This is a genomic window from Kitasatospora sp. NPDC085879, assembly GCF_040686255.1.
In the GTDB taxonomy this organism is placed as follows: Bacteria; Actinomycetota; Actinomycetes; order Streptomycetales; family Streptomycetaceae; genus Kitasatospora.
On record NZ_JBFBJZ010000030.1, the window covers coordinates 59,311 to 85,836 of the forward strand.

The 26,526-nt window shown below is 74.3% G+C and carries 23 protein-coding genes and 1 pseudogene; 11 read left to right on the forward strand and 13 right to left on the reverse strand.

Going from position 1 to position 26,526, the window contains the following annotated elements; all coding sequences use genetic code 11:
- Positions 1–153: 153 nt before the first annotated feature.
- From AB0P35_RS22885 to AB0P35_RS22905, 5 genes are all read right to left on the reverse strand, one after another.
- Complete coding sequence (locus tag AB0P35_RS22885; protein ID WP_363513438.1) at positions 154–1,725, reverse strand: serine hydrolase domain-containing protein; 1,572 nt, start codon at positions 1,723–1,725, stop codon at positions 154–156.
- A gap of 393 nt (positions 1,726–2,118) precedes the next feature.
- Complete coding sequence (infA, locus tag AB0P35_RS22890; RefSeq protein ID WP_095871097.1) at positions 2,119–2,343, reverse strand: translation initiation factor IF-1; 225 nt, start codon at positions 2,341–2,343, stop codon at positions 2,119–2,121.
- A 100-nt stretch (positions 2,344–2,443) separates the two neighbouring features.
- Entirely contained in the window at positions 2,444–3,247 is an 804-nt protein-coding gene (locus tag AB0P35_RS22895) for a GNAT family N-acetyltransferase (RefSeq protein ID WP_363513441.1), read from the reverse strand.
- Positions 3,248–3,721: 474 nt separating this feature from the next.
- The gene (locus AB0P35_RS22900; RefSeq protein WP_363513444.1) at positions 3,722–5,983 is read right to left on the reverse strand and encodes a LuxR C-terminal-related transcriptional regulator; all 2,262 of its coding nucleotides are present in this window, start codon (positions 5,981–5,983) and stop codon (positions 3,722–3,724) included.
- Between the two features lie 286 nt (positions 5,984–6,269).
- The gene (locus AB0P35_RS22905; protein ID WP_363513447.1) at positions 6,270–7,052 is read right to left on the reverse strand and encodes an intradiol ring-cleavage dioxygenase; all 783 of its coding nucleotides are present in this window, start codon (positions 7,050–7,052) and stop codon (positions 6,270–6,272) included.
- A 495-nt stretch (positions 7,053–7,547) separates the two neighbouring features.
- Here AB0P35_RS22905 and AB0P35_RS22910 point away from each other — a divergent pair, with 495 nt between their 5' ends.
- Positions 7,548–7,775 (forward strand): hypothetical protein, encoded by a 228-nt coding sequence (locus tag AB0P35_RS22910; RefSeq protein ID WP_363513450.1) that lies wholly within the window; start codon positions 7,548–7,550, stop codon positions 7,773–7,775.
- 654 nt (positions 7,776–8,429) lie between these two features.
- Here AB0P35_RS22910 and AB0P35_RS22915 read toward each other — a convergent pair.
- A complete protein-coding gene (locus AB0P35_RS22915) occupies positions 8,430–9,083 on the reverse strand; it encodes a TetR/AcrR family transcriptional regulator (RefSeq protein ID WP_363513453.1) in 654 nt (217 codons plus the stop codon).
- 129 nt (positions 9,084–9,212) lie between these two features.
- Between AB0P35_RS22915 and AB0P35_RS22920 the strand changes: the two genes are divergently transcribed.
- The 4 genes from AB0P35_RS22920 to AB0P35_RS22935 all read left to right on the forward strand — a co-directional run bounded on the left by AB0P35_RS22920 (position 9,213) and on the right by AB0P35_RS22935 (position 14,833).
- Complete coding sequence (locus tag AB0P35_RS22920) at positions 9,213–11,456, forward strand: MMPL family transporter (protein ID WP_363513456.1); 2,244 nt, start codon at positions 9,213–9,215, stop codon at positions 11,454–11,456.
- 11 nt (positions 11,457–11,467) lie between these two features.
- A complete protein-coding gene (locus AB0P35_RS22925) occupies positions 11,468–12,172 on the forward strand; it encodes a DUF2993 domain-containing protein (RefSeq protein WP_363513459.1) in 705 nt (234 codons plus the stop codon).
- 151 nt (positions 12,173–12,323) lie between these two features.
- Positions 12,324–13,964: an alpha-amylase family glycosyl hydrolase gene (locus tag AB0P35_RS22930; protein ID WP_363513462.1), complete on the forward strand. Its 1,641-nt coding sequence runs from the start codon at positions 12,324–12,326 to the stop codon at positions 13,962–13,964.
- Positions 13,965–14,119: 155 nt separating this feature from the next.
- Positions 14,120–14,833 (forward strand): hypothetical protein, encoded by a 714-nt coding sequence (locus AB0P35_RS22935; RefSeq protein WP_363513465.1) that lies wholly within the window; start codon positions 14,120–14,122, stop codon positions 14,831–14,833.
- A gap of 189 nt (positions 14,834–15,022) precedes the next feature.
- Here AB0P35_RS22935 and AB0P35_RS22940 read toward each other — a convergent pair whose 3' ends face one another.
- On the reverse strand, positions 15,023–15,631 hold the full coding sequence (locus AB0P35_RS22940; protein ID WP_363513468.1) for a hypothetical protein: 609 nt from the start codon (positions 15,629–15,631) through the stop codon (positions 15,023–15,025).
- 92 nt (positions 15,632–15,723) lie between these two features.
- Positions 15,724–16,227, reverse strand: coding sequence for a DUF1877 family protein (locus AB0P35_RS22945; RefSeq protein WP_363513471.1), 504 nt, complete (start codon positions 16,225–16,227; stop codon positions 15,724–15,726).
- A gap of 170 nt (positions 16,228–16,397) precedes the next feature.
- Between AB0P35_RS22945 and AB0P35_RS22950 the strand changes: the two genes are divergently transcribed.
- Positions 16,398–16,937 carry a hypothetical protein gene (locus AB0P35_RS22950; protein WP_363513474.1) on the forward strand — a complete coding sequence of 180 codons (540 nt, stop codon included), beginning with the start codon at positions 16,398–16,400 and terminating at the stop codon, positions 16,935–16,937.
- A 94-nt stretch (positions 16,938–17,031) separates the two neighbouring features.
- Here the strand turns inward: AB0P35_RS22950 and AB0P35_RS22955 are convergent, their stop codons facing one another.
- From AB0P35_RS22955 to AB0P35_RS22970, 4 genes and pseudogenes are all read right to left on the reverse strand, one after another.
- Positions 17,032–18,474, reverse strand: a complete 1,443-nt coding sequence (locus AB0P35_RS22955) for an APC family permease (protein ID WP_363513476.1) — start codon at positions 18,472–18,474, stop codon at positions 17,032–17,034.
- Between the two features lie 265 nt (positions 18,475–18,739).
- On the reverse strand, positions 18,740–20,041 hold the full coding sequence (locus AB0P35_RS22960; protein WP_363513479.1) for a serine hydrolase domain-containing protein: 1,302 nt from the start codon (positions 20,039–20,041) through the stop codon (positions 18,740–18,742).
- Positions 20,020–20,553: pseudogene (locus tag AB0P35_RS22965) on the reverse strand (hypothetical protein); the annotation flags it as partial. The gene AB0P35_RS22960 and the pseudogene AB0P35_RS22965, both read right to left, overlap by 22 nt.
- Positions 20,554–20,593: 40 nt before the next feature.
- Positions 20,594–20,935: a hypothetical protein gene (locus tag AB0P35_RS22970; protein WP_363513482.1), complete on the reverse strand. Its 342-nt coding sequence runs from the start codon at positions 20,933–20,935 to the stop codon at positions 20,594–20,596.
- Between the two features lie 120 nt (positions 20,936–21,055).
- On the opposite strand from AB0P35_RS22970, the gene AB0P35_RS22975 reads away from it, so the two are divergent.
- Together AB0P35_RS22975 and AB0P35_RS22980 are read left to right on the forward strand one after the other, a co-directional pair.
- A complete protein-coding gene (locus tag AB0P35_RS22975; protein WP_363513485.1) occupies positions 21,056–21,751 on the forward strand; it encodes a TetR/AcrR family transcriptional regulator C-terminal domain-containing protein in 696 nt (231 codons plus the stop codon).
- Between the two features lie 29 nt (positions 21,752–21,780).
- Positions 21,781–22,935, forward strand: a complete 1,155-nt coding sequence (locus tag AB0P35_RS22980; protein ID WP_363513488.1) for an NAD(P)/FAD-dependent oxidoreductase — start codon at positions 21,781–21,783, stop codon at positions 22,933–22,935.
- Positions 22,936–22,965: 30 nt separating this feature from the next.
- Here the strand turns inward: AB0P35_RS22980 and AB0P35_RS22985 are convergent, their stop codons facing one another.
- Positions 22,966–23,610 (reverse strand): transglycosylase family protein, encoded by a 645-nt coding sequence (locus AB0P35_RS22985; RefSeq protein WP_363513491.1) that lies wholly within the window; start codon positions 23,608–23,610, stop codon positions 22,966–22,968.
- A gap of 310 nt (positions 23,611–23,920) precedes the next feature.
- Between AB0P35_RS22985 and AB0P35_RS22990 the strand changes: the two genes are divergently transcribed.
- The 3 genes from AB0P35_RS22990 (at position 23,921) to AB0P35_RS23000 (ending at position 26,479) form a co-directional block, all read left to right on the forward strand.
- Positions 23,921–25,402 carry an MFS transporter gene (locus AB0P35_RS22990; protein WP_363513494.1) on the forward strand — a complete coding sequence of 494 codons (1,482 nt, stop codon included), beginning with the start codon at positions 23,921–23,923 and terminating at the stop codon, positions 25,400–25,402.
- Positions 25,399–25,953 (forward strand): TetR family transcriptional regulator, encoded by a 555-nt coding sequence (locus AB0P35_RS22995; RefSeq protein ID WP_363513497.1) that lies wholly within the window; start codon positions 25,399–25,401, stop codon positions 25,951–25,953. Before AB0P35_RS22990 ends, AB0P35_RS22995 begins: the two co-directional genes overlap by 4 nt.
- 139 nt (positions 25,954–26,092) lie before the next feature.
- Entirely contained in the window at positions 26,093–26,479 is a 387-nt protein-coding gene (locus AB0P35_RS23000) for an STAS domain-containing protein (protein WP_363513500.1), read from the forward strand.
- The last annotated feature ends 47 nt before the right edge of the window (positions 26,480–26,526 follow it).

Genomic DNA, 26,526 nt, shown 5'->3' on the forward strand with positions numbered 1-26,526 from the left:
GGAAGCCGCTGCGGGATTTGGGTCGGTGTGCCACCTGCTGGTGGTCGCCGGTTATCTGTCCGAGGGCGGGCAGAGCCTTTCAGCGTTCGAGGACGGCAGTCCTGCCCGGTCGGGCGGCGTCCGGCGTGGCCGGCGTTCTGGGGGTGTCGGCGGTCAGGGCGGCGGGCCGACGGTGCGGCGGACGGTCTCGAAGCCGACCACCTCGATGAGCGGGGTGTCGTCGGCGTCCCGGGCCAGGCGGACCTTGTTCCCGACCAGCAGCCCGCTGGTCACCACGTAGGTGCCGTCGGGCAGGATGCCGAGCGGCATGGTCCGTGGGCCGAGGTGGAGGGACAGGTCGAGGCCCTGCCGGGTGAGGAGGTAGCCGCCCTCGTAGTGGCCCAGGAATACCGCGGTGGCCCCCGGGTCCGTCGGCCGGGTCTGGTTCCCGAGGGCGCGCAGGTCGTCGACGGCGGCCAGGTACGCGGCATGGGCCCTGGCCGGGACGCCCTGGTTGAGGCCGAACCGTTCGCCGAGCAGCAGGTTGAGGACGTAGAGGTAGAAGTACGGTCCGGTCGGGGTCGGGTTCATCGCGTTGAGGACGACCAGCCCGAGGTCGTGGTCGGGCAGGAAGCCGATGTACGAGGTGAAGCCGTCGATGCCGCCGTTGTGCCAGATCAGGGAGGTGCCGTCACGGTACCGGTTGTGGATCCAGCCCATTCCGTAGCCGGAGGCGGTGACGTCCGGGTCGAAGTCCGGCGAGACGGGGACGGGAATGTGCGGTTTCCAGCACTCGGCGAGGTTCTGCGCCGACACGACGCGGCGGCCGTCCACGGAGACGCCGCGGCGCAGCTGCAGGCGGACGTAGGCGGCCATGTCGTCGAGGGAGGCGAGGGTGCCGCCGGCCGGGGCGTAGCTGCCGACCGGCCCGTAGGCGAGCGGCCGGTTGGCGCCGGTGAGGTCGGGGACGGCGCCGCGCATGAAGTCGGTGACCAGCCCTCGGGGGTCGTCGGCGATCCGGGCGCCGGCCATGCCGGCGGGACCGTACAACCGGTCCCGCATCTCGGTGGCGAAGGTGCCGGTCAGGGCGTCGCCGGCCACGCCGGAGGCGAGCAGCGGGAGGTAGCCGCCGACCGAATACACCGTGTTGTTGTAGAGGTAGGTGGTGTTCGGTCGGGCCTGGACGGGGAGGGTGACCAGCGAGCGGAGGAGCTGAGGGGCCGTCGGGTCGCCCTCGTGGAGGCCTGAGAGGGCCGGCGGCTCGTCGATCCCGGTGGCCATGCCCAGCAGGTCGCGGACCTTCAGGGAGTGCGTCAGCCGGTCGGTGGGTGCCCGGAAGCCCGGCCAGGCGTCGACTGCCCGCTGGTCCCAAGCCAGTTGCCGCCGGTCGACGTAGGTCGCGGCGAGCAGGGAGGTCATCGACTTGGTCGTCGAGGCGACCAGGAACCGCGTCGACGGGGTGACCGGCGTGCGGCTCTCCAGATCGCGCACGCCGAGCGGAAGGTTCAGCAGCACCCCGTCCCTGCTGACCACGGCCACCGCCGCGCCGACCAGGCCCATCGCGGCGAACTCCTCCCGCACCCGGGCGGCGAAGGCGTCCCATCCGCCGTCCCGGCCCGTCGCCCGTGCCGCGGACGACGACCAGGCGCCGAGCCCGGCCGCCACCCCGCCCGCCACCAGCGCCCGGAGTACCGTCCTGCGCGTCGAACCGGCCGACACGCCAGCGGTCGCGGCGTCGAGCTCCAAGAGTGTCCCCTTCCTGCTGCGGTGGGGGCGACGCGTACACCTGCACCGTCCTCGACCGCCCGGCCCGTGTCCGGCGGCGCTCCCCGACGTCCCGTCACCTCCCGGGCCCGTCCGGCCACGCTATTCACTCGTCCACAGCGGCACTCCGGACACTCCGCCCAGCGCCGGGAACCTCACCCGATCGGTCGGTCCCCGCACGAGAGGAAGCGGACCGCCGAGGAGGTGAGGACCGAACGGGACCCTCAGGGCGTGGTTCGCAGCGTCGTGGAGGAGTTCGTACCGTCCGGTGGTCCGAACCCCCGACAGCGGCCTGCCGAACCTCTGGTTCGGCAGGCCGCTGCTCGGCGCGCTCAGGCCGCTTGCCGCACCGTCGCGGATGGGCCGCCCGTCAGGTCATGACCGGTAGCGGTAGCGGATGCGGCCGCGGGTGAGGTCGTAGGGGCTGAGCTCCACGAGCACCCGGTCCTCCGGGAGGATCTTGATGTAGTTCTTGCGGATCTTTCCGCTGATGTGGGCGAGCACCTTGTGCCCGTTCGCCAGCTGAACGGTGAAGGTGGCGTTGCGCAGGCACTCGACGACGGTGCCCTCGACTTCTATGCCCCCTGCTGCTTTGGTCATGGATCCTCACTTCTGTGTGGGTGGTGGTGCGGGTCTGCATGGATGGTGGTGCGGGCGACGTGTTCGGGCGGTCGCCGGCGCCCTGCGGTGCGGCCGCGGGTCAGCGGCGGACGAACTCCAGGGTGCTGCCCTCGCGCCGGGTGCCGATGCCCGCGAGGAGGGCGGTGGCGGCCGTGTTGGACTCGTCCACCTCGGCCCGGGCCCAGGCCGTTCCGGCCTCGTGCAGTGCGCCGAGTGCGTGGGCCAGCAGTGCCCGGCCGATGCCGCGGCGCTGCCGGTCCGCCCGGACGGCGATCAGCCCGATCCGCGGCAGCCGCAGCGGCGCCACCCGGACGAGGCCCACATACCGGTCCGCCTCCTGCGCCACCGCGTACTTCGACGGGTCGACCACGGTGTCCCCCGAAGGAGGGGGCAGGATCTCGGCCGGCATCGTCCGCCAGCCGAGCGTGGCCTCGACCTCGTCGCGGACGACGCGGTCCAGGGCGCGCAGCGGCCCTTCCTCCGCGGAGCCGGCCGGGAGGATCGTCACGCCCTCCGGGCACCGCACCGGGCCGAGTCCGGTGATCCGCGGGTCGGTGGGCACGAGGTGGTCCCACTCGCGGCGGGCCGGGGCGAAGCCGAGCCGCTCCCAGGCGGACACCGCGTCGTGATCGGCTTCGTCGACCAAGGTGTGGAGCGGTTCCGGCAGGTCGGCCAGCATGGCGTCGGCGATACGGTCGAACGCGGCGCCGTGCCACGCGTCGATGCTGACGAACAGCCGGCCGTCGGGCCGGCGCGCAGCGTCGCCGTTGCCGACCGGCAGGTCGTCCGCGACGGCCTGCCACTGCGTCTCGGAGATCCGGGAGACCCGGACCACGCGGTCGTCCCCAGCCGGGGTGGAGTGCACAGGATTCAGAGGATTCATCGGTGTTGCCTTTCAGGAGTGCCTTCTACCAGGCGCTCCCGGCGACACCTCGATCAGTCGCCCGCCGCAACGGAGATGGGGAGCACCCACACGAATACAGCCTTCACGGGTGTCACCTCCTCCGGTCGTCTCACGGCAGCCCAGACGGTACCAGCCGGCCCCGCCGGGCCCAAACCGGTTTTCCCACTGTCCGGCGCGCCCGCCGGCGCACCGAGCGGATACCGGGATCGGCGCACCGGGCCGGTGTCTACGGGTGTGTCCATCGGCCTGCCGCTGCCCGCCGCTGCGCCCCGGCCCGCGTGGGGCCCACCGGGGCCGGCGGCCGTGGTGACGTCTGCCCCGGGAGAGGTCCGGGCGCTTCGTGCGGTGCACCGGCTGCACCGCCGCACCTACCACCCTTCATCTGGTGTACTCCGGGGAAGCACGGAGTGACCTTCTCGGCGGCCGGCTGGTGGCACGGCGGGCCCCGTGCGGTCAGGAACCGTCCCTGGTCCTGCCGGCCGCCCACAGGGCGATCCGGGTGCGTGATCGAAGGCCCAACTTGTCCCGGACCCTGTCCAGATGGGTGGCGACGGTACGCGGCGAGAGCCCGAGCCGCTCCGCAATCTGGCGGTTGGTCAGTCCCTCGGCGACGAGTTCGGCGACCATGAACTCCCGTCCGGTGAGAAGGGACCGGTCCGCGGCGGCCGTAGTGGCGTCCGTCGCAGCACGGTGGTCGCTGCCTCCGGTCCGCAGGGCGTATGCGACGAGCCGGTCCCCGTGCAGCCGGCGGCCGCCATCGAGAGCCGCGTCCCGAGCGGCTGCCGGCAGCAGGGTCCGCGCGCGAACCGCGGCCTGTTCCACGCGCCGTCGCCATGGGGCCTCCGGCTCGGTGTCCAGCCGACGGCGTGCCTGCAAGCTCGCCTCGTACAGACAAAGGGTTCGCCGCATGTCGCCGCTTTCGGCAGCCACGAGAGCCAGGCCCTCAACGGGGTAGAGCGCGTGGAAACTCGCCTTCGGGACGATCCCCAGCACTTCGACGAACAGGGCCTCGGCATTCCGTAGACGGCCGAGGGCCAGCCGCACGGCTCCCGCGGTGTGCAGGGCGGCCGCCGCCCGGCTCCAATGCGCGTGTTCCCTCAGCACTGGCAGACAGCGCTCCATCAGCACGTCGGCCTCGGCCTCCGCGCCGTCCTGTAGCAGGGCCCAGGCCAGGTGATGGGTGCACCATGCGGTGTCGTACGGTCTGCAAAGCGCCTCGACAAGGTTCAGGCACTCACGCAGGTCGACGACGGCCTCGGCGAATTCACCGCGGCACAGCCGTGCCGCCGCCCTCGCGTCCAGCGCGTTGGCGAGTCCAGCGGGGTGACCACGCTTGCGCTCCAGACGCACCGCTTGCTCGCCGAGGAGCAGGGCTTGTGCCAAGTCCGACTGCTGGCAGGCCACGCGCGTGGCGAGCGCGGCCACCGCGCCGCCGAGGGCCGGCTCGTCGGTCTCCTGGAGCAGTCGGTCCAGCAGTGAACGGGCGGCCGAGGGCTGCTCCTGCTGGTAGTGCACGCGGGCCAGTTCCAACGGCAGCCGCGTGTACGGTGCAGCGTCACGGTCGGCGGTGTCGGCGAGGGCCGCCGCGAGATTGTCCCGTTCGACGATGAGCGGACTGCCGGTCTGGTCGGCGAACACCTCGTTGCCGACCAAGTCCGCGAGGTCGTTCAGCCATGTGAGGGCCCGCCGCCGGACGGTGTGCAGCTCGCGGGACGCGACCAGGCGTTCCATGGCGTATGCGCGGATGGCACTCAGCTGCCGGAACCGCGCCGGCTCTGTGTCTCCCGGCAGCCGAACGATCAGGGATTTGGCCTCGAGGGCGCACAGAATGCGGAGGATGTGGCGGGGCGCGACGCCGCTACCGGCGCAGACCGCCTCGGCTGCCCCGGCGTCGAATCCGCCGACGAGCACTGCCAGGCGCCGGAAGACAGCCTGTTCCTCCGGATCGAGGAGCCGATGGCTCCAGTCGATCGCCGCGGCCAGCCCGTCGTGGCGGCGGGGGCCGGTCCGGTTGCCGTCGGTCAGGAGCGACAACTGTAAGAACTGGTCGTCCAGTCCCGCGAGGATGTCGCCCAACGGAAGGGCGCCGACGCGCCGTGCCGCGAGTTCGACGGCGAGCGTCAGCCCGTCCAGTCGGCGGCATATCTCCGCGACGGTCGCGCCGTTGTCGCGCCCGAGTGTGAAGCCCGGTGCACGGCTCGAGGCACGTTCGACGAACAGCCGGACCGCGTCGGACTGCAGGAGGGCAGTCGGATCGTCCCCGGTGCCGACGGGTGGCACGGACAGCTCGCCGACCCGGAACACGGCCTCCCCGGGTACCCGCAGGGCCTCCCGGCTGGTGGCCAGGATCCGCAGCCCGGGGCAGTGGCTCAGCAAGGATGCGGCGAGCCGGGCACACGGCTCCGCCAGATGCTCGCAGTTGTCCATGATCAGCAGCCGGCGGGTGTCGCCGATCGCACGGACGAGCACGTCGGCACCGGATTGCCCGGCCCGTTCGCTCACGCCCAGCGCGGTGGCCACGGCCTGCGCGAGCGGGGCGCCGTCGTGCAGGGAATCGAGTGCGACCAGGTCCACCTGCCCCTGACGCTCGGGCAGCCCCTTGGCGAACTCCAGTGCCAGCCGTGTCTTGCCGACGCCGCCGGCACCGGTCAGCGTGAGCAGACGCGACGTCCTCAGCAGGGTGCGCAGACGCGACAGCTCCTGCCGTCGCCCCACGAAGGAGTCGAGCGCTCGCGGCAGCCCACGGCCCGGATGCGGTGGGGAGGCATCCGGTGCGATTGGCCGTTCCTGCCCGGCGGCTCTGTGTGTCGAATGCCGTCTGAACGCCCGTTGCCGGCATGCGTTGGAGCAGTACCGGGCCGGCCGGCCGCCGCGTGGTGCGGCGGCCAGCGCGGCTCCGCATGACTCACATGTTCGATGCCGGGTCATCCCCGATTCCTGGCCGCGGGCTTCTGGGACGAAACCTTCCGGACTCGCCCGCCCGGCCGCCACCGTGAGGTGGTCAGGTCGTTGCGGCGGGATCGACACCGAGGACGACGGTGCCCGTCACCCCCTTGCCGAGGTCGCTGCTGGCCTGCGTGATGGCCAGCAGGGTCGAGGACCCGCCGTTGCGGTATATGCCGTCCCTCGCGTTGAGGGTGCGGGTGGCCCTGTTGCTCCGGTAGGGGGTCAGGGCGGCGACTTTGGTGTTGTAGGTCTCGGGGAAGTAGAGCTGGCCCGTGTGGGAGACGTGGCCTCCGTGGTAGGTCCCGTTGGACACGGTGCCGCCGGCGTGGGTCTTGACGTGGATGTGGAGCGCGCGGCCGACGTACCAGCCGGGGTAGATGGTGGTGAACTCTGCGACGCCGGTGGAGTCGGTCAGTTGCACGCCCCGCAGGAAGGTGGTGTCCGGGGTGGAGCCGCCCGCGACATAGCCGGAGTAGACGCCGAGCGCGTCGCAGTGCCAGATGTCGACCGCCGTGTTGGGCAACGGGTAGCAGGTCGCGATGTCGACGACCGTCACACGGAGGGTGAGCGGCACGCCCGTCCTGCCCTCGGTGATGTTCTTGCGGACCGTCTCCAGGTCCAGGTAGTAGGGACCTTCGGTCTGTTCGGGCGTCAGGACACAGGAGGCGCTGGGTCCGGCGGCAGTTTGCGGTGTGCTGCCTCCGGCGGCGGCTGTCGCCTGCGAGGCCGGGAATCCGAGGGCGGCCACGCCGAGGGCCGCGCCGCCCAGGGTGGCGATGACGGACCTGCGAGTGGCGCCGGCCTTCTCCGCGGGGTCGTGGTGGGGGGTATCAGTCATGCCGCCACGATGGAGCGCGTCGCGGTCGACGGGATCGGCCGGACGACCGATGAATCGCGTGCGTTACGAAACCTCCGCGTCTCCGCATCGCCCATGACGGGGCCGACCGCAGCGGCTTCGGCGGCCGTTGTCGCTGCCGCAGCCGGACAGCGTGATCGTGACTGGAGGCGCCGAGGAGGTTCCACCGGGCGAGAAGACAACTGGTCAGACCACGTCTTGGTGACTGGGACGGGGCTGACCGAGGGGCTCGTCCGTCGTCCGGCCCCTGCGGAGGAGGCGGCCTCCCGGGCGGTGTGCTGTATCCGCCGAAGTGGGACGGATTCCGGGCGGCGGTGGCGACGGGAGAGGCATGCCGTGCACCTGGTGTCGCGGCGCGGGACGGACCTGACCGGGAGGTTCCCCGCGGCTGGTCGGCCCCCGGCCGAGCTCGCACCAAGCATCGTCATGGACAGGGGGCGTGGCGTTCGTGCCGCAGGAGGGCGGAGCCGGCCGATCGTGTTCGAGGAACTGCTGCGCACCCCGGCCGGCCGGGCGGAGCACGGCACGCAGGTGTTCTTCGTGGCGCTCGACCTGCTCGGCGCCCCCGGCGAGGGCTGCACGGAACGGCCTCTGGCGGAGCGGTGGGATCCCCTGCCAGTGGTGCTGGCGGAGCGCGGCTGCCGTCGCACCGGTGCCTCGCCACGACGAGCAGGCGCGAGGCCCTTGCTGGTACCGGGACATTGAACCCATGGGTGTGGAGGGGATCTGAGCCGAGGGGTTGGGCACCTTGTCCGAGGCAGGGGATGCGCAGGGCGGTGGGTGAAGGTCAGGCACGCCGACACCCGGGACGCCGTGCCCCTCGGCCTGGTCGGCCGGCCGTCCCGTCCGGAGTGACCCCTGCCGAGGACGTACTGGTGGCGCCTGACACTGACGGCCCCGCTTCCGGACACGATGCTGTCGGCCAATTCGGGGCTGTCTGCTTCGCCCCGTCGATCGTGTGGTCGGCAGGCTAAGTGCTGCGAAGTGGCTGGTGCGGGTGCGGGCTCGTGGGGTGCCGGTGAGGTGGGCGTCAAGGCGACGACCGTCTCCAGCCGGCACAGCTCCCGCGTAGCCGACAGCACATGCGTGGAGTCGGACCGTGTCCTTGCCGGTAAGCAGCCCCTTGTCCCGAGCCGCGGCAAGTATGGCGTCCAGCACCCGCTGTCCGGCGACCGCCTGAACCAGCCGGTCTCTGAACCACGGGCGCCCGGGATCAAGGCTCCCGGTCGCCGGCCGACGCCCGGATCGGAGGGTCTGACCCGACTGCGGGGACCCGGCGCCGTCAGGGCCGCGCTGCACCAGGGGAGTTCCGTGGCGTTCCGGTCCGGGCGGAGGATGTCGTGAGGAACGACCGGTCGGTCATTCGTTGCCGGTGCCGGGGGCACCGTCGGGCAGGGCCTCCGGGTGGTCGGTGGCGGCGAGGAGGGCGTGGATCGCGGTGGCCATGGTGCGGCGGGCGGCGTCCACGTCGAGGCCGGCGCTGCGCCAGTGGTGCCAGGTGCTCCAGGTGGTGGCGGCGTCGAGGGCGTTGAGGAGGTCCGTGCGGCGGGCCTCGGGCAGCCGGTCGAGTTCCAGGGCGAAGATCTCGGAGACCCGGGTCCGGCCGAGGTCCAGCATCAGCCGTACCGCCTGCTGGACGCGGTCGGAGGGCGCCTCCATGCGCAGCATCGCCAGCCGGGTCGGGGTGAGCCACTCCAGGATGCGACCGCGCTGCTCGGCCAGGGCGGCGACCCGCACGTTCCGCGGACCGTCGGTCGGTAGCGGCCGGATCTGGGCCAGTAGCTGGTCGAGCCGCCGGGTGACCGCGGTGTCGGTCAGCTGGGCCATGTCCTGGAAGTGATGGAACACCAGGCGCCGTGACACACCCGCGCGTTCGGCGACGCGTTCGGCCGGGAACTGCACCACGCCCTCGTCGAGCAGCGAGAGCAACGCGTCGGCGATCTTCTCGCGGGTCTGCCGGCCGCGCTCGGTGCGGCCGTCCGCGGACGGTGCGGGGGTGGGGTTCTGCGGCATCCCGGGGCCTCCTCCTGCCTCGTTGACATTATTGCACCACCAGTGCAAACGTACTGATTGCACGGAGAGTGCAATGAAATTCGGCGGGGCCCCGGTGGCACCCGTCCTGTACGGAAGGCCGGTGCGCCGATGTTCACCGCCGTGGGGCGCTGGTGCGCCCGCAGACCGAAACGCGTGGTGGCCGCCTGGCTGCTGCTCCTGGCCGTCGCCCTGGCGGCCGTCGGAGCGCTTGGCCGGGTCACCACCGAGGCGGTGTCGATCCCCGGCAGCGACAGCCAGGCCGCGCGCGACCTCGGCGACAGTGCTTTCCCCGGCTCCGCCTCCGGCCGCCAGCCGCTGGTGCTGCACACCACCGGCACCGCCCCCCTGCTCACCGCACCCGCCGCGACCGAGGCGGTGAAGAAGGCCGCCGCCGCCATCGCCGACGTGGACCACGTCGTCGCCGTGACCACGCCCTACGACCCGGCGGGCGCCAAGTCGATCAGCGCGGACGGCCGCACCGGCTACCTCTCGGTCGAACTCGACGTCACCGGACGCGACATCACCCCCGCGATCACCGACCGGATCACGGCCGCCGCGGCCCCCGCGACCGCGGCCGGCATCGAGGTCACGCCCGGCGGCTTCCTGGCCGCGGCCGTCGACAAGGGCTCCACCGGCCACAGCGAGGCGATCGGCCTCGCGGCCGCCTTCGTCGTCCTGACCCTGACCTTCGGCGGACTGATCGCGGCCGGTCTGCCGCTGCTCGCCGGCGGCCTCGGCCTCGGCATCTCGCTCTCGGTGCTCGGCCTGGTCGGACACCTGGTCGACATGCCCTCCTCCGGCGAGACGATCGCGGCGATGATCGGCCTCGGCGTCGGCATCGACTACACGCTCTTCGGGCTGACCCGCTTCCGCGAGCTCCTCGCCGCCGGCGTGGACCGCGAGGAGGCCGCCGTCCGCACCACGGCGGGCTCCGGCAAGGCCGTCGCCTTCGCGGGCAGCGCCGTCGTCGCCGCACTCGCCGGTCTCGCCCTCGGCGGCATTCCGCTGCTGTACGCGCTGGCGCTCGCCCCCGGCATCGCCGTGCTGGTCGCCGTCGGCATCAACCTCACCCTGCTGCCGGCCGTCCTCGTCCTGCTCGGCCCCCGCCTCACCCCGAAGCCGAAGAAGAAGGTGACGGGGGATCAGGAGGCAGGCCCCCGCGGCTGGGGACGGGTCGCGGCCGTCGTCGCCGCCCGGCCCTGGCGCTGCCTGCTGGCCGCCACCGTCCTGATCGGCGCCCTCGCCCTGCCCGCCGCCCAGCTCGCCTTCGGCCAGCTCGACGCCGGCGCCAACGCCACCGGCAGCGCGAGCCGCACCGCCTACGACCGGCTCGCCGCCGCCTTCGGCCCGGGCATCAACGGCACCCTCCAGGTCACGGACACCCTCGCCACCCCCGCCGACGGCCCGGCGGACCGGCGGGTCGCCGCCGTCACCGAGGCCTTGCAGAAGACCCCGGGCGTGGCCTCCGCCGGGCAGCCCCAGCTGAGCGCCGACCGGCGCACCGCCCGCTGGCAGGTCACCCCGGACACCGCCCCGTCCGACCCGGCCACCGCCGCGCTCGTCGACCGGCTGCGCACCGACACCCTGCCCGCCGCGGCCGGCCCCGGCGACACCACCCACGTCGGCGGTACGCCCGCCGCGCAGGCCGACCTCAACGACCGGCTGGCCCGGCGGATGCCGGTCGTCGTCGGCTTCGTCCTGCTCGTCGCCGGACTCCTGCTGCTGCTCGCCTTCCGGGCCCCGGTCGTCGCGGTGAAGGCCGCGGTGATGAACCTGGTCTCCGTCGGCGCCGCCTACGGCGTGCTCACCGCCGTCTTCCAGCAGGGCCACGGCGCCGCACTGATCGGACTCGACGGACCGGTGCCGATCCCCGGCTACGTGCCGCTGCTGATGTTCGCGGTGCTCTTCGGGCTCTCCATGGACTACGAGGTCTTCCTGCTGACCGCCGTCCGCACCGCCTACCTCCGGCACCGGGACAACCGCCGCGCCGTGGTCGAGGGCCTCGGTGCCACCGGACGGATCATCACCTCGGCAGCCCTGATCATGGTCAGCGTCTTCCTGAGCTACCTGCTCTCCGACGACCCCGTGGTCAAGATGTTCGGCATCGGACTGGCCACCGCCGTCGCCCTGGACGCCACCGTGGTCCGCGGCATCCTGGTGCCCTCCACGATGGTGCTGCTCGGGCGCGGCAACTGGTGGCTCCCGCGCCGCCTGGACGCCCTGCTGCCGCACATCGACATCGAGGGAGACGGCACGGAGGAGCCCGCCGCGCCCGCCGAACCCGCCTCGCCGGCCGAACTCGCCGAGACCGCCGAGGACAGCGCGCTGCCGACCGGGGCGGGTGCGCCGTGACGCCCCGCACCATGACGGCCTCCCCGGCCCGAGGGACCTCGGCGGGCCGGGCCCGGATCCGTCCGCGCCGGGTGGCCGCCGCCGCGCTGGCCGGGCTGGCCGCGGCGGGCGTCGGCACCGACCGGGTCGCCGCCGGGGCCGCCGAGGACCGGCTCGCCCACCGGGTGTCCGCCCGGCAGCCGGCCGTCGTCGGCACACCGGAGGTGACCGTCGGAGGTTTCCCGTTCCTGCTGGAGGCGGCCCGCGGCACCTTCCCGGAGGTGGCCGTCCGGGCCGACGCCCACACCGCCGGCGGCCTGCCGGTCACCGCCCGGGTCGACCTGCGGGACGTCTCCGAACGGTCCGGCCACTACACGGCCGCCGGCGCGGACGCGCGGTTCACCGTCCCGTTCGACGCCCTGGCCGCCGGCCTCGGACCGGACTCCGAGGTGACCGCCGACCACGGCCGGCTGCACCTGACGCGCACCGTCCTCGGCCTGCCGCTGGACGTCACCGCCGACGTGGCGCTCGCCGGCGGCACGGTGAGCGTCCGACCGGTCGGCGCCACCCTGGCCGGCCGTCCGCTCGACCCGTCCGACAGCCGCTTCGCCGCCGTCTTCCAGGCCCGCGACCGCACCCTGCCCGAACTGCCGATCGGCCTCGCCGCGAGCAGCGTCTCGGTGGACGCCGCCGGCCTCACCGTCCACGCCCGCGCCGACGCCGTCACCCTCACCTGACCCCGCCCGGCGCGGGTCCGCCTCCCCGGGCCGGGCCCGCGCCGGGCACAGGGCCCGACACCACCGAGTCCCCTCCCGGCCGGCGGGGTAGGGGCCTGGCAGCATGCCGTCCAGGCCCCCGTTCGCCGTCGCCGAGGGAGAACCGCCTCCGATGACCCAGCCGACACCGCCGTACCGGCCCACCGCCGCGCCGCCCGGCCGCCGCACCCCGGCCTGGCTCGCCGACGCCGTGATCTACCAGATCTACCCGCAGAGCTTCGCCGACTCCGACGGCGACGGCATCGGCGACTTCCCCGGCGTGCTGAGCCGCCTCGACCACCTGGAACACCTGGGCGTCGACGTCATCTGGTTCAGCCCCTGCTTCACCTCACCGTTCGGCGACGCCGGATACGACGTCGCCGACTACCTCACCGTCGCCCCGCGCTACGGCACCAACGACGACCTCGTCCGGCTGGTCGCCGAGGCCCGCCGCCGCGGCATCCGCGTGATGCTCGACCTGGTGGCCGGCCACACCTCGCACCTGCACCCCTGGTTCCGGGCCGCAGCCGCCGACCCCGACGACGACCGGTACATCTGGTCCGACCGGATCGGCACCCCCGTCTCGCACTGGATCCCCGCGCCCGGCGCTCGTGAGGGCTACTACCTGGCGAACTTCTATCCCGTCCAGCCCGCGCTCAACTTCGGCTACGCCCGCCCCCACCCCGACCAGCCCTGGCGGCAGGGCGTCGACGCGCCCGGCCCGCAGGCCAACCGGGCGGCGCTGCGCGAGATCATGGCGTACTGGTTCGACCGCGGCATCGCCGGATTCCGCGTCGACATGGCGTTCTCCCTCGTCAAGGACGACCCCGGGCTCGCCGAGACGAGCAAGCTCTGGACCGAGATGCGCGAGTGGATCGACTCCGCGTACCCCGACTGCGCCCTCATCGCCGAATGGGGCGACCCCGCCGTCTCCGTCCCGGCCGGCTTCCACGCCGACTTCTTCCTGCACTTCGTCGGCGACGCGCTCCGCTCGCTCTGGGGCAACGCCCAGGGCAGCCACCGCGCCGACTGGGGCACCGCACCCTGCTACTTCGCCCCCGAGGGCGGCGGCACCCTGGAACCCTTCCTCGCCGCCTGGCAGGCCGCGTCCACCGCCGCCGCGGGCTCGGGCCACGTCGCCCTGCCCACCGCCAACCACGACTTCTCCCGGCTCGCCTGCGGCACCCGCACCCGCGACATGACCGCCCCCGCCTTCGCCTTCCAACTCACCTGGCCCACCCTGCCGACCATCTACTACGGCGACGAGATCGGCATGCGGTACGTGCCTGGCACCCCCGACAAGGAAGGCGCCCAACTCGACGACGGCCAGGTCCGCCAGGGCTCCCGCACCCCGATGCAGTGGGACGACGGCCCCAACGCCGGCTTCTCCACCGCCCCGGCCGACCGTCTGTACCTGCCCATCGACCCGGCCGGGGACCGCCCCACCGTCGCCGCCGCCCTGGCCGACCCCGGCTCCCTGCTGCACCGCGTCCGGCGCCTGATCGCACTGCGCCGCGCCCACCCCGCCCTGGGCACCGGAGCGGGCGTCGAAGTCCTGCACAGCGGCTACCCGTTCGTCTATCTCCGCGGAGGCACCCACCTCGTGGTCGTCAACCCGCGCCGCGACCCCGCCGCGGCCGAACTGCGCCCCGGCACCGTCCCACCCGGCACCGAGCCGCACCCCCTGGAGGCCGACCGGGTCACCCTCGACGGCACCCGGATCCACGCCGAAGGCTTCTCGTACGGCATCTTCGACCTCCGCCCCACCTCCTGACCACCCGTCGGGCCCCGAACCGGCCGCCGCCTCCGGGCCGGACGGCCGGCTCCACCCGGCTCGATCGGCCGACATCCGCCCCGTCACGGGCGGTGTCGGTCGGGCGTGCGATGCTGACGCCCACCAATCGCCGAGTCCGATCGAGGGAGACGCCGATGTCCGGCGGAGGAGCGACGTCCGGGGCGCCCGCACCCGTCTTCGAGGCCGCGTGGTGCGCCACCGACCTCGGGGAGTACCGCGCCTGCGCGGGCACCTACGAGCGGTACCCGTACGACAGCCTGCCGCCGCTCGACCCCGACCGGTACACCGGCGCCTTCGAGTGGCTCGGCGAGGCCGGTGACCCCGTCCCGGACGAGGTCGCGGCGCTCGACCGGCTGGCGGCGGACCTGGCGGCCCACGGCCTGGCGCTGCCCCGGGACTTCGTCACCTTCCACACCTCCGCCGGGTTCCGGAACACACTCGACGAGGTCTCGGTGACCTGCTGCTGGACGGACATCTCGGAGCCGCTGCCCAGCCCGGTCGAGCCCGGGGCCTTCCTCGTGCGGTTCCTGCGGGACCAGCAGGACTGCGTCATGTGGTACCTCTACCTCCGCCCGTCCGGTGAGGCGTTCGTGGTGCACTCGTGGCTCGACTACGCGTACGAGTACGCGGCCCGCGAGGAGGGCGAGGGGCCCTCGACCGACCTCGACGACATCGAGCTGCAGCGCTCCGAGATCCTCTGGTGCGCCGCCTCCTTCGAGGAATTCGCGCACCGGTTCTGGACGGAGAACCGTCTCTGGTACACCGTCAGCGGCGGCGACCCGGCCGCGGTGGAGCCCGAGCTGCGCGCCTACCTGCGCCACTACGCGGCGACCGGAACGCCCGCCTGACCGGCCGCCCGCCCCGCGGGCCCCGCCGGTGCGACACCGCCGGCTCCACGAGGCGGCGCTTCGTCACCCGGCCGCCGTACCGGGTGTCGATCAGCGCCACGATGCAGCCCGACAGCCCGACAGCCCGACAGCCCGTCCCCGGCAGCGGCCGGGAGGCTGTGGTGGCCGGAGAAGGTCCGCGCGAAGGGCCTATGACCAGAGGCCGTGGAAGGGCACCGGCGAGAGCAGTGAGCCGGCGAGGACCGCCAGAAGACCCGTCGTCACACCACGGGGTCGGCCGCCCTTGCGGTCGGCGAGGGACGGGGCGTTGCGGCGGGTCTCCACCGGGGCGGTGTCTATCTTGGCGAGGGCGACCCGGCCGGCGAACTCCGCGCCCGGCTGCCGGCGCACCCGGACGTTCCAGGGCCGCTCCGGGTCGTGGTCGACCACCACCGTCCGGCCCACCCGGAACTCGTCCAGGTCCATCAGGTTCACCACCGCCGTCGCGTTCGCCCGGTAGGCGGGGCGACCGGTCGGGGCGACGGTCAGGTCCAACTGCAGGGGAATGTCCGGGCCTTCGCCGACCGCCCGGGACGACTCGATCCGGGCCATCGCCGTCTCCAGCCGGACCGGGCCCAGCGCGGCCTCCACCCGCCGGCGCCGGCCGCCGGCCAGCAGCGTGAACCCGCCGATCGCCGTCCACGGCGCCAGGTTCGAACTGATCACGATCAGCGGCACATGGGAGTCCGCGATGCCCGCGGCGATCCCGCCGAGCTCCACGCCCAGCAGCGCGCACAGCAACAGTCCGGCCCAGTACACCGCGGCTCCTCCACTCGTCCGGCGCGCATCGTACCCGTCCGGCACACCGCCGAACTCGACCGTGGGCGAAGCGAGATGGCCCGGCCCGGCCGTCAGCCCAGCCGGACCAGCAGGGCGTGCCGGTACCGCGCGGCCGTCCGGACGTACGCCGACAGCTCCAGGTAGTGCCCGGCCACCACCTCCAGCGCGTCCTCGCGCTGCCACATACTGCTCGGGTACACCTCCGCCGCCACCAGGTCGGCCGAGGTGACGCCCTCGGTCAGGGCATGCGCCGGGAGCCCGGCCAGCGTCTCCGCGGCGAGCCGGACGCGCTCCGGAGCCAGCAGCCGCGGCGGCCCGTAGCCCCGCTCGCCCGTCTCCGGCACCTCCTCCTCGCCGTGCAGGAGGTCGACCGGGAACCCGTGGCGGCCGAGCAGGAAGGCCAGCGGGTGCCAGGCCGTCCCCACCTCGAAGCACCGCCGCTCCGCCACCGGCAGCGCCCGCCCCGACTCCGCCTCGGCCAGTTCCTCGGCGAACTCCCGCGCCCACCCCGGCTCCCACAACGCACGGTCGAACTCGGCCGGTGCGAGTCGCGTGTACCGTCCGACGATGCTCACGGCCGGAGCCTACCGACCGTCCTGCCCCGACGACCCCCGCAGGGTGGCGCCGCGAGACCTGTACGGTTCGCGTCGGCTCCTCGACCGCGGGGCCCGGCGCGGGGCCGCGGCGGAACGGTGAGTACGTCTACTCATGACGGGCCGTCGGGCCCCCGCCGAGGATGGCGGGTGTGGCGGACATCGGTGCGGCTCCGACGGATCGGGCGGCGGCAGGGTACGAGGGCTGGCGGTACGCCCTGAAGCGGGGCGCGGTGGCGGGGGCCGTCGGGGCGCTGCTCGGGGCCGTCGTCGCGTGGATCCAGGTGGACACGGCCCACTGCGAGGCACGGGTGCCGCCCGGACAGGGCAACGGGTGGGAGTGTGCGGGCGGGCCTCTGCTGGCCCTGGTCGCGGGGCCGGTCGTGGCGCCGCTGCTGTCCTGGCTGTTGCTGCGCTGTGTGCGGGTGCGCCCGGCGTGGGCGGTGGCGCTGCCGGCCCCGCTGCTCGCGGTGCCGCTCTACCGGTTGGGGGCCTGGGCGGTCACCGGACGCCCAGGGGACGCCCCGGCCGGGGTGGTGGTGGTGACCACGGCGCTCGCTTACGCGGCCACCGGGTTGCTGGTGGCGCCGCGGTTGCTGCCGCGGATCCGCTGGGCGGCCGGCGGGGTGCTGTTCGTCCTGGCGGGGCTCGGGATCCTGCTCGGGGGTTCGACCGGGCTGTCGGCGCTGTGACGGGCGGCCTGCGAGCGGTGCCCGGCCCACGGTCGGGCCCGCCCCGCCGCACTCCGGCGCGGGGGAGTGCGGCGCGGCGGGCCGGTGGGAGGGGTCAGGCGGGCGTCGCCGCTTCGGAGGCGGCGTCGGCGGGGGTGGAGGGTGCGGTGCTGCGGAGGCGGCGGTCCCGCAGCCGGGCGAGCGGCAGGTAGAGCAGACAGGAGCCGGCGACGACGACCAGTCCGTAGGTGACCGCCTGGGTACCGCTCTCGACGTACTGCTGCCAGGCGGCCCAGACCGAGATGCTGAGCAGGCAGACCACGATGCCCGCGATGCCGAGTGCGCCGCCGGGGATGCGGTAGGGCCGTTCGAGTTCGGGTTCGCGGATGCGCAGGGCGATCAGCGCGGCGACCTCCAGCAGGATGCCGATGTTGGTGAGGAAGACGTCGAAGATCACCAGGTTGGCGAAGCTGCTGAGGCAGAACATCGCGTAGACGGCGGCGGAGCCGACGATCGACACGACGGGTGCCTTGTAGCGGCGGCTCTCCTTGGCGACCCACTGCGGGAAGTAGCCGTCCTGGGCGAGGACCAGCGGCAGGCGGGAGTTGGAGGCGAGCAGGGCGGAGAACATGGCGACGGCGGCGAACATCCCGCCGACGGTGACGGCGATCTGCAGCCAGGGGCCGGCGAGTTCGCGGGCGACGTCGGAGAACGATCCGGCCTCCCAGCGCTTCCAGCCGGCGTCCCCGTCGGCGCCGGTGGCGAGGGCGGCGATCGAGGGCAGCAGGTAGCCGACCATGATGAGCAGCACCGAGACGGCCAGCGCCTTGGGGAGGTGCTTGCGCGGGTTCTCCATCTCTCCGGCGACGTTGGACACGCTGTCCCAGCCGGAGTAGTTCCACATGACGATGAACAGGCCCGCGCCGAAGGCCGTCCACGCGGACTGGTCGGTGCTCGCGGTGGCGGCGGAGACCGGGTTGGTGCCGTCCCCGACCAGTCGGGCGACGCCGACGACGGTGAGGATCAGCATGGGCGTCAGGCAGATGGCGGCGAAGGCGACGGAGGATTCGCCGACCCAGCCGGCGCCCAACAGGTTGAGCAGGGTGAACACCACGATCACGCCGAGGCAGATGAACCAGTTCAGGTCGAACTGGAGGTGGCCGAGCCGGAACAGCACGTGCTTGCCGGGTGCGACGAAGCCCACGACGCTCTGCAGGTAGCTGGTGAACAGCACCGGGTAGAGCGCCATGTCGACAAAGCTGCAGATCCACTGCAGCAGGCCCTGCTGGAAGCCCCAGAACCTGCCGAGGCCGCGCTTGACCCAGTGGTAGTAGCCGCCCTCGACCGGTATCGCGGTGCCGAGTTCGGCGCAGACCAGGGCGTGCGGCACGCTGTAGATCAGCGGGGCCACCACGATCAGCAGCAGGGCGATGCCGGGACCCGAGGTGGAGAACAGCTCCTCGATGCCGTACGCGCCGCCCGAGACGCTGAAGAAGATCAGCGCGACCAGGGGGAGCAGGCGTACCCGTCTGGGCTTGCTCAGGGACAGAGCGGTCATCGTCACCTCGGAGGGTCGGCCGGCGGACTCGCGGTGCCCGGGTCGGCTGGGCGCACGCCCGTCCGGCCGACGACGGTGTCGCCGGCACGGTGCCCCCCGGAGGCCGGACGGAACCTGGTGGCCCGCCGGCGTCCCTAGAGTCTCAGGCCACAGGCCCGCCCCGGCAATCGATCACCCTGCCAGAGGTCACTGCCGACCTTTGACACTCTGCTGACGCCCCGCCAGGACGCCCGCCAACACGCGCTGCCGGGACGCCGCGGACGCCTCAGGTGCCGACGAGTGCCTGCACCTCCCACATCAGGGCGTCGAGCTCCGCGCCGAGGGCGCTGTCCGGACGGCCGGTGTTGCAGACGGCGCACCAGGCGCGCCCGTCGGCCCGGCGGACCAGGAGGGACCGGGTGCCCGCGAGCGCGCCCTCGTGCCAGACCGTCCCGGCGCCGTTCACCGCCCAGCCCCGGGCGTACCCGGCCGCGGTCGCGGAGACCGGGCGGAGGGTGCAGGCGGTGGTCATCGCCGTGAAGGTCTCCGCGCGCAGCAGTGCGGGGCGCCCGGAGCTGCCGTCGAGGGCGGCGAGCAGGCGGAGCACATCGGCGGGGGCCGCCGCCCAGCCGCCGTGCGCGTCCATCCGGTCGAGCCGGAGCCGGTAGGGCGCGTCCGGGCCGACGCCGACGTACACCGCCTCCGGGTCCTGCCGGTCCGCGGCGGTGGCACCGGCCGGCACCGCCCGCCCCGCGCCCGCCGGTCGGAGCAGGAAGCGGTGGACGAACCGGGCGTACGGCAGTCCGGAGACCCGTTCGACGATCCGGCCGAGCAGGCAGTACCCGAAGTTGGAGTAGTCGTGGACGGTCCCGGGCGCGGCCCGCAGCGGGTGGTGGTCCAGCGTCCAGGAGACGAGCGCGTCCAGGTCGAGCGAGGGCTGCGCGAACATCGGGTCGTCGGCGTCGTTCGGCCAGCCGCCGGCCGTGTGCTCCAGCAGGTGCTGTACGCGCAGCGCCCGCAGCGCGGCGCCGTAGGGGCGTGTCCCGTAACGGGTGCCGAGCGGTGTGCCCGGGCCGAACACCCGGTCCGTGAGGGCGAGTCGGCCCCGGTCGGCGAGCAGGTGGACGGCGGCGGAGGTGATCGGCTTGCTGACGCTCGCCAGCCGGAAGCGGTGCGCGGGGGTGGCGATCTCCCGGGTGGCCGGGTTGGCGTGGCCGAAGGCGCGCGCCGTCCGGACCCGGCCGCCGTCCGCGACGGCGAAGGACAGGGCGGGCACCGCCCAGGTCCGCAGGAAGGGCGCGACGAGGGCCGCGACCGGGTCGCCGGGATCGTTCGGCGGGGTGGACTCCCAGATCGCGGTGCATCCTGCGGCGGCGCCGTCGGAGAAGCCGCAGAGGTCGACCAGGCGGTGCCCGGCGGCCCGGTGCCGCGCCGCCCGGTGGTGGTGGTCGTGCAGTGGGAGCCCCTGTCCGCCGGTCTGCGGCAGGCCCGGCGACCGTTCCCAGATGCCGTGAAGCGGATCCGGCCGCCGACGGGGTGACCGAGCGAGCGGACGAGCCGGTGGCCGGCGGCGGCCAGCCGCTCGCACTCCCGCCGGAAGGCCTCGGCCGGGAGCCCGTGCCGCGCCGTCCAGGCGGGCCCGGCCGTCCGGTCCCAGACGCAGGCGAAGCGCTCGCCGTCCGTGTCCTGGTAGGGGGAGACGCAGCGCAGCCGGTGGCCGCCGCGGGAGAGACGGTCGTACAGCGCGCGGTACTCGGCCGGGCGGAGGTCGTGCCGGGCGGTCCACGCGGGCCCGTCCTCCTGCTCCCAGACCGCGCCGAACAGCGGGCCGCCCCGCGCGGCGACCACCGACAGGTCGACCGGGCGGAACCCCGCGCGCGCCAGCTCGGCGACGGTCGCCCCGAACGCGGCCGCGCCGAGGCCGTGCCGGGCCTTCCGGGCGGGGCCGGGTCGGTCCGTCCACAGGCTGGTGTACCGGGGCTCGCCGGCGATCGCGTGGCCCGAGATCCGCACCGGCCGGTGGCCGAGTGCGGCGAGGCGTTCGGACTCGGCGCGGTGGTCCGCGGTGTCGAGCCCGTAGCGGGCCTCCCAGCCGGTCACCGGAGTGCGGTCCGCGACGGTCGGCGGGCCGGCGGGCCGGTCAGGGCCGGCGGGCGCGGTGGCCGGCGAGCAGGGCGGTGCCGGCCACCGCCGCGACCGCGCCGGCGGCCATCAGCCCGCGCGAGGACCGCCAGGAGAGCACCGACCAGCAGGACTGGGCGGAGAGCAGCGAGCCGGTGCTCAGCCAGGATCCGGCCGAGATCAGTGACAGCGCCGAGCCGATCGAGCCGACCGACAGCACGCTGCCGACCGAGCCGATGGAGAGCACCGAGCCGACGGACCCGACGGAGAGCGCCGAGCCGACCGAGGCGATCGACAGCACCGAGTCCTGGGACCAGAGCGAGAGCGGCGAGTCCGCCCGAGCGGGCGTGCGAGCGACCATGGGCCGATCGTAGTCCGGGGAGCGCCGCCGGGGCGGCGGAACGCGGCGGTCGGCGCGACACGTAACGAACATGTTCGTCACGGCCTTGTTCGTCACGAACATGTTCGTTACGGTGGAGCCATGACCGAACACCCCGACGCCCCGCGGAGCCGCCGCGAACGCCCGGCCAAGCCCGCCCTGAGCCGGAACGGGATCGTCGCCACCGCCGTGGCGCTGGTGCGCTCCGAGGGCCTCCAGCGGGTCACCATGCGCCGCCTGGCGCAGGAGCTCGACACCGGGCCCGCCTCGCTGTACGTGTACGTGCGCAACACCGCCGAGCTGCACGCCGCCGTCCTGGACGACCTGCTCGGCTCGGTCGACCTGACCCCGGTCACCACCCCCGGCGACTGGCAGGACCGGCTGATCCGGATCCTCGGCTCGTACGGCGACGTGCTCTTCGAGCATCCCGGCCTCGCCCAGTCCGCCCTGGTCGCCCGCCCCTCCGGCGAGCGCTACCTCGACCTCGTGGAGGCGGTGCTCGCCCTGCTCGCCGAAGGCGGCGTCCCCGGCGACCGGGCGGCCTGGGCGCTCGACCTGCTGCTGCAGTTCGCCACCGCCACCGCGGCCGAACACGCCCCCCGCGCGGGCGCCGGGAGCGACGAGAGCGACCGCGCCGAGGAGTGGGACGCCCTCGCGGCCGTCCTGCGCGGCACCGCCGCCGACACCCACCCGCACGTCGCCGCCCTCGGCGCCGACCTGCTCGCCGGCTCCGGCGAGGAACGCCTCGACTGGGGCTTCCGCGTCCTGCTCAACGGGGTCCTGCACACCCCGCGCTGAGCCGCCGACCGACCGACAGGAGTACCGACATGACCACCGCCACCACCCACCACCACCCGATCACCGTCGTCGGCGCCGGCCTCGGCGGCCTCACCCTCGCCCGCATCCTGCACGTCCACGGCATCGAGGCCGTCGTCCTCGACCTGGACGCCTCGCCCACCGCCCGCCACCAGGGCGGCATGCTCGACCTGCACGAGGACTCCGCCCAGCTCGCGCTGCGCGCCGCCGGCCTGTACGAGGAATTCCTCGCGATCATCCACCCCGGCGGCCAGGCGATGCGCATCATCGACCGGCACGGCACCGTGCTGCTGGCCGACAAGGACGGCGACAGCGGCGGCCGGCCCGAGGTCAACCGCAACGACCTGCGGCGCATCCTGCTCGACTCGCTGCCCGCAGGCACCGTCCGCTGGGGCGCCAAGGTCACCGCGGCCCGGCCCCTCGGCGGCGGCCGCCACGAACTCCGGCTCGCCGACGGCACCACCCTCACCACGGACCTGCTGGTCGGCGCCGACGGCGCCTGGTCCAGGATCCGCCCGCTGCTCTCCGACGCCGTCCCCGCCTACACCGGAGTCTCCTTCGTCGAGGCGGACCTGCGGGACGCTGCCGTCCGGCACCCCGCCACCGCCGAACTCGCGGGCGGCGGCATGATGTTCGCGCTCGGCGACAACCGCGGCATCCTCAGCCACCGGGAGACCGACGGCACCCTGCACGCCTACGTCGCCCTGCGGGTGCCCGAGGACTGGGCCGCCGGCGTCGACTTCACCGACACGGAGGCCGCCCGGGCCGAGGTCCTCCACCACTTCGAGGGCTGGGACGACCGGCTGCGCGCCATGCTCGCCGACGCCCGGGGCGCGCTGGTTCCGCGACCGATCCACGCCCTGCCGGTCGGCCACCGCTGGCAGCGCACCGCCGGCGTCACCCTGCTCGGGGACGCCGCCCACCTGATGTCCCCGTTCGCCGGCGAGGGCGCCAACCTGGCCATGCTGGACGCCGCCGAACTCGCCGCCGCGATCGCGGCCCGCCCCGGAGACACCGAGGCCGCCCTCGCGCAGTACGAGAAGGCGCTCTTCCCGCGCAGCGAGGCCTCCGCCGCCGAGTCCGCCGGCAACCTCGACCTCTGCTTCGACGAGAACGCGCCGCGCGGCCTGATCGAACGGATGGCCGCGTATCAGGCCTCCGCCTGAGGCCGGGCGGACGAACCGGTCCCGACGTCGCTACGGGGTGTCCGGCGCCGGCAGGCGGAGGACCTGGCCGGGGACGATCAGGTCGGGGTCGTCGCCGAGGATGTCGCGGTTGAGGTCGTGGACGGCCTGCCAGCCGCCGCTGATGCCGTGGGCCTCGGCGATGCCGGCCAGGTCCTCGCCCTCCTGGACCGTCCACTGCGCTGCGGCCTCCGGTTCAGCGGCCTCAGGTTCGGCGGCCTCCGGTTCGGCGGCCTCCGGCTCCACGGCAGGCGCCGGAGCCGGCGCGGGGGAGGGGGTGGCGGCCCGTGCCGCTCCGCGGGCGCCGCAGACCGGCCACGGCCGCAGCCCGCGGTGGGCGGCCAGCCGTTCGGCGACGGCGATCTGCTGTTCGCGGGTGGCGAGGTCCGCGCGCGGGGCGAACGCCGTCCCACCGTTCGCCTGCCAGGTCGCGCGGTCGAACTGGAGCCCGCCGAAGTAGCCGTTGCCGGACGCGACGTGCCAGCGGCCGCCGCTCTCGCAGGCCGCGATCCGGTCCCAGTCGATGCCCCCGCTGCGGGCGGCGGCCGCCGCCTCCGCGGGGCGGACCCCCTCGGTGCAGGCCCAGACGCCGGCCGCGCCCAGCACGGCCAGGAGCAGGTGCAGTGCGCGGCGGGGCGGTAACTCGGGGTACGGCACGGGACACTCCGGAACTCGGCGACAGGAGGGCGGCGCCCTCGGGCGCCGCCCTCCCACCGAGACACACCGCACGCCCCGATCCGCGGCCGACACGGCGGAGACCTCACCCGCCCGGCCCCGCCGCGACCCCCGCCCGGCCCACGGCGCCCCCCCGTCCGGCCCTACTCCGCCGCCCGCCGGGCCGCCGCTCCGCTCCCGACGGCACCACGGACCCCACCGGCACCCCCGCCCACAGGCCGGGGTGCACAGGCGTTTACCCTGGACCGGTGAACACCTGTGCACCCCTCCCCGGCAGCCGGCACGGAGCGCCATGACCGACACCGAAGCGCCCGGCGCCGAGCCCTCCGCACCCCCGTTCCTCGTCGGCATCCTCGCCTTCTGCGGCGTGGTGGTCGCCGTCATGCAGACGCTGGTGGTGCCGCTGCTGCCGCACGTGCCGCAGCTCACCGGCAGCACCCCGACGGCCGCGAGCTGGCTGGTCACCGTCACCCTGCTCACCGGCGCGGTCTGCACGCCGCTGCTCGGCCGGATCGGCGACATGTACGGCAAGCGCCGGGTGCTGCTCGCCTCGCTGGGCGTGCTCGTCCTCGGCTCGGTGCTGTGCGCGGCGAGCTCCCACATCGGGGTGCTGATCGCCGGCCGCGCCCTGCAGGGAGCCGCGCTGGCCGTGGTGCCGCTCGGCATCAGCATCATGCGCGACGAACTGCCGCCCGCCCGGGTGCTCCCCTCGGTCGCACTGATGAGCTCCACGCTCGGCATCGGCGCCGCGATCGGCCTGCCGGCCGCCGCCCTGGTCGTCGAGCACGCCGACTGGCACGCCATGTTCTGGGTGTCGGCCGGCCTCGGCCTGCTCGACATGGCCCTGGTGCTGTGGAAGGTCCCGGAGTCCCCGCTGCGCACCAAGGGCCGGTTCGACGCGCTCGGCGCGCTCGGCCTGTCCGCCGTCCTGGTGAGCCTGCTGCTCGCCGTGACCCAGGGCGCCCAGTGGGGCTGGACCTCCGGCCGCACCCTCGGCCTGATCGCCGCGGCCGTCGTGCTGGCCCCGCTCTGGGCCCGGTACGAGCTGCGCCACCCCACCCCGGTCGTCGACGTACGGGTCTCGGCCCGCCCCGCGGTGCTGCTGGCCAATGTGGCCGCCCTGCTGATCGGCTTCGCCTTCTACGCGAACTCGCTGGTCACCGCGCAGATGGTGCAGGAGCCGAAGAGCACCGGCTACGGCCTGGGCGCGTCCATCGTGGTCAGCGGCCTGTGCCTGCTGCCCGGCGGCCTGTCGATGGTCGCGCTCTCCCCGGTCTCGGCCCGGATGTCCGCGGCCTTCGGGCCGAAGGTGACGCTGGCGGTGGCGGCAGGCGTGATGGCGGTCGGGTACGTCGTCCGGTTCTTCACCAGCCACCAGCTGTGGATGATCATCGCCGGGGCGACCGTGGTCTCAGCCGGCACCGCCATCGCCTACAGCGCCCTGCCCGCCCTGGTGATCCGGGCCGTGCCGGCCGCCGAGACGGGCGCGGCGAACGGCCTCAACACCCTGATGCGCTCACTCGGCCAGGCCGTGTGCAGCGCCGTGGTCGCCGCGGTGCTCGCCAATCTCACCTTCCAGGTCGGCGGCCGCACCGCGCCGACGCTCCACGCCTACCTGGTGGTCTTCCTGGTCGCCGCAGTGGCCGCGGTGCTCGCCCTACTGGTGACCCTCGCCCTGCCCAGGCGGCAGCGTCCGGCGCGGACCGGCACGCCGGGCGGGCAGGCCGGGCTCGGCGGCCGGGCGGCCGCCGGGGTCGCGGAGGGCCGGGCATGACCGACCCCGCCGCCCCGAGCGGCCGGCAGGCGATCCTGCGGGCCGCCCGCAGGGCCTTCGCGCTGCAGCCGTACGCGCAGGTCACGCTGCGCGGTATCGCCGCCGAGGCCGAGGTCAGCGCCTCGCTGATCGTCAAGCTCTTCGGCAGCAAGGAGGAGCTGTTCGCGCAGACCACCGACTTCTCCGCGGACGCCGACGAACTGCTCGACGCCCCGCTCGACGGCCTCGGCCGGCACATGGTGCTCGCCCTGGTCCGTGCCCGGCGGCAGCGCCGCACGGACCCGCTGCTGCGGGTGGTCTTCTCGCTCGGCATCGCCGACGAGCGGACCGTCCTGCGGGACCGCTTCCGCGAGCAGGTGACCCGTCGGCTGGCAGGCCGACTCCCGGGTGCCGAACCGGAGTTGCGGGCCGAGCTGATCCTCGGACACCTGCTCGGACTGGGCGCCACACTGAGCATCCACCGCGACGGCGGGGCGAGCGAGCAGGCCGCCCCGGAGCGGCTCGCCGACCTGTGCGGGCCCGCGGTGCAGCGCCTCATCGACGGCCCCTGACACCGCTGCCACGCCCGCGGCCCCGGCGCTCCCCGCGCCGGGGCCGTGCTGCCTCCGACGGCCGGTCCGGCCTACGGTGGAGAGGGCGCCGTCACCGTCCGCCACTGTGCCGGGCGGCCGTCCGAAGGGAGTGTTCGCGATGGCCCGGACACCCGCGCAGCTCGGCATCGTCGTCCTGGACCAGGCGGGCGGTCCGCTGCTGCGGATCGCGGGCGAGATCGACCGCGAGACCGCCCCGCGGCTGGCCGACGCCCTGCGTCAGCCGTGGGCCTCGCGCACCGCGCCGCCCACCGTGCGGGTCGATCTCGCCGCGGTCGCCTTCTGCGACTCCAGCGGCCTCAACGTGCTGCTGGACGCCGACCGGCAGGCCCGCGAGCGCGGCTCCACCCTGCAGCTGCTGAACGTGCCCGACCGGATGCGCCGGCTGCTCGCGGTGACCGGCACCGACCAGGTGCTGACCCTGGTGGGCGGGGCGCCGCCCGGCGGGCCCGGGCGCCCGGCCCCGCCTACCGTGGAAGGCGGGTGACGGCAGGCCCGCGGCCGCCCGTCCGGGCGCCCGCGCTGCCGCTGAGG

What these genes read in the sequence shown, in the direction of transcription:
- infA (WP_095871097.1), bottom strand. Translation starts at nt 2,343, where the DNA reads ATGACCAAAGCAGCAGGGGGCATAGAAGTCGAGGGCACCGTCGTCGAG.
- AB0P35_RS22895 (WP_363513441.1), bottom strand. Translation starts at nt 3,247, where the DNA reads ATGAATCCTCTGAATCCTGTGCACTCCACCCCGGCTGGGGACGACCGC.
- AB0P35_RS22905 (WP_363513447.1), bottom strand. Translation starts at nt 7,052, where the DNA reads ATGACTGATACCCCCCACCACGACCCCGCGGAGAAGGCCGGCGCCACT.
- AB0P35_RS22915 (WP_363513453.1), bottom strand. Translation starts at nt 9,083, where the DNA reads ATGCCGCAGAACCCCACCCCCGCACCGTCCGCGGACGGCCGCACCGAG.
- AB0P35_RS22920 (WP_363513456.1), top strand. Translation starts at nt 9,213, where the DNA reads ATGTTCACCGCCGTGGGGCGCTGGTGCGCCCGCAGACCGAAACGCGTG.
- AB0P35_RS22925 (WP_363513459.1), top strand. Translation starts at nt 11,468, where the DNA reads ATGACGGCCTCCCCGGCCCGAGGGACCTCGGCGGGCCGGGCCCGGATC.
- AB0P35_RS22930 (WP_363513462.1), top strand. Translation starts at nt 12,324, where the DNA reads ATGACCCAGCCGACACCGCCGTACCGGCCCACCGCCGCGCCGCCCGGC.
- AB0P35_RS22935 (WP_363513465.1), top strand. Translation starts at nt 14,120, where the DNA reads ATGTCCGGCGGAGGAGCGACGTCCGGGGCGCCCGCACCCGTCTTCGAG.
- AB0P35_RS22955 (WP_363513476.1), bottom strand. Translation starts at nt 18,474, where the DNA reads ATGACCGCTCTGTCCCTGAGCAAGCCCAGACGGGTACGCCTGCTCCCC.
- AB0P35_RS22970 (WP_363513482.1), bottom strand. Translation starts at nt 20,935, where the DNA reads ATGGTCGCTCGCACGCCCGCTCGGGCGGACTCGCCGCTCTCGCTCTGG.
- AB0P35_RS22975 (WP_363513485.1), top strand. Translation starts at nt 21,056, where the DNA reads ATGACCGAACACCCCGACGCCCCGCGGAGCCGCCGCGAACGCCCGGCC.
- AB0P35_RS22980 (WP_363513488.1), top strand. Translation starts at nt 21,781, where the DNA reads ATGACCACCGCCACCACCCACCACCACCCGATCACCGTCGTCGGCGCC.
- AB0P35_RS22990 (WP_363513494.1), top strand. Translation starts at nt 23,921, where the DNA reads ATGACCGACACCGAAGCGCCCGGCGCCGAGCCCTCCGCACCCCCGTTC.
- AB0P35_RS22995 (WP_363513497.1), top strand. Translation starts at nt 25,399, where the DNA reads ATGACCGACCCCGCCGCCCCGAGCGGCCGGCAGGCGATCCTGCGGGCC.
- AB0P35_RS23000 (WP_363513500.1), top strand. Translation starts at nt 26,093, where the DNA reads ATGGCCCGGACACCCGCGCAGCTCGGCATCGTCGTCCTGGACCAGGCG.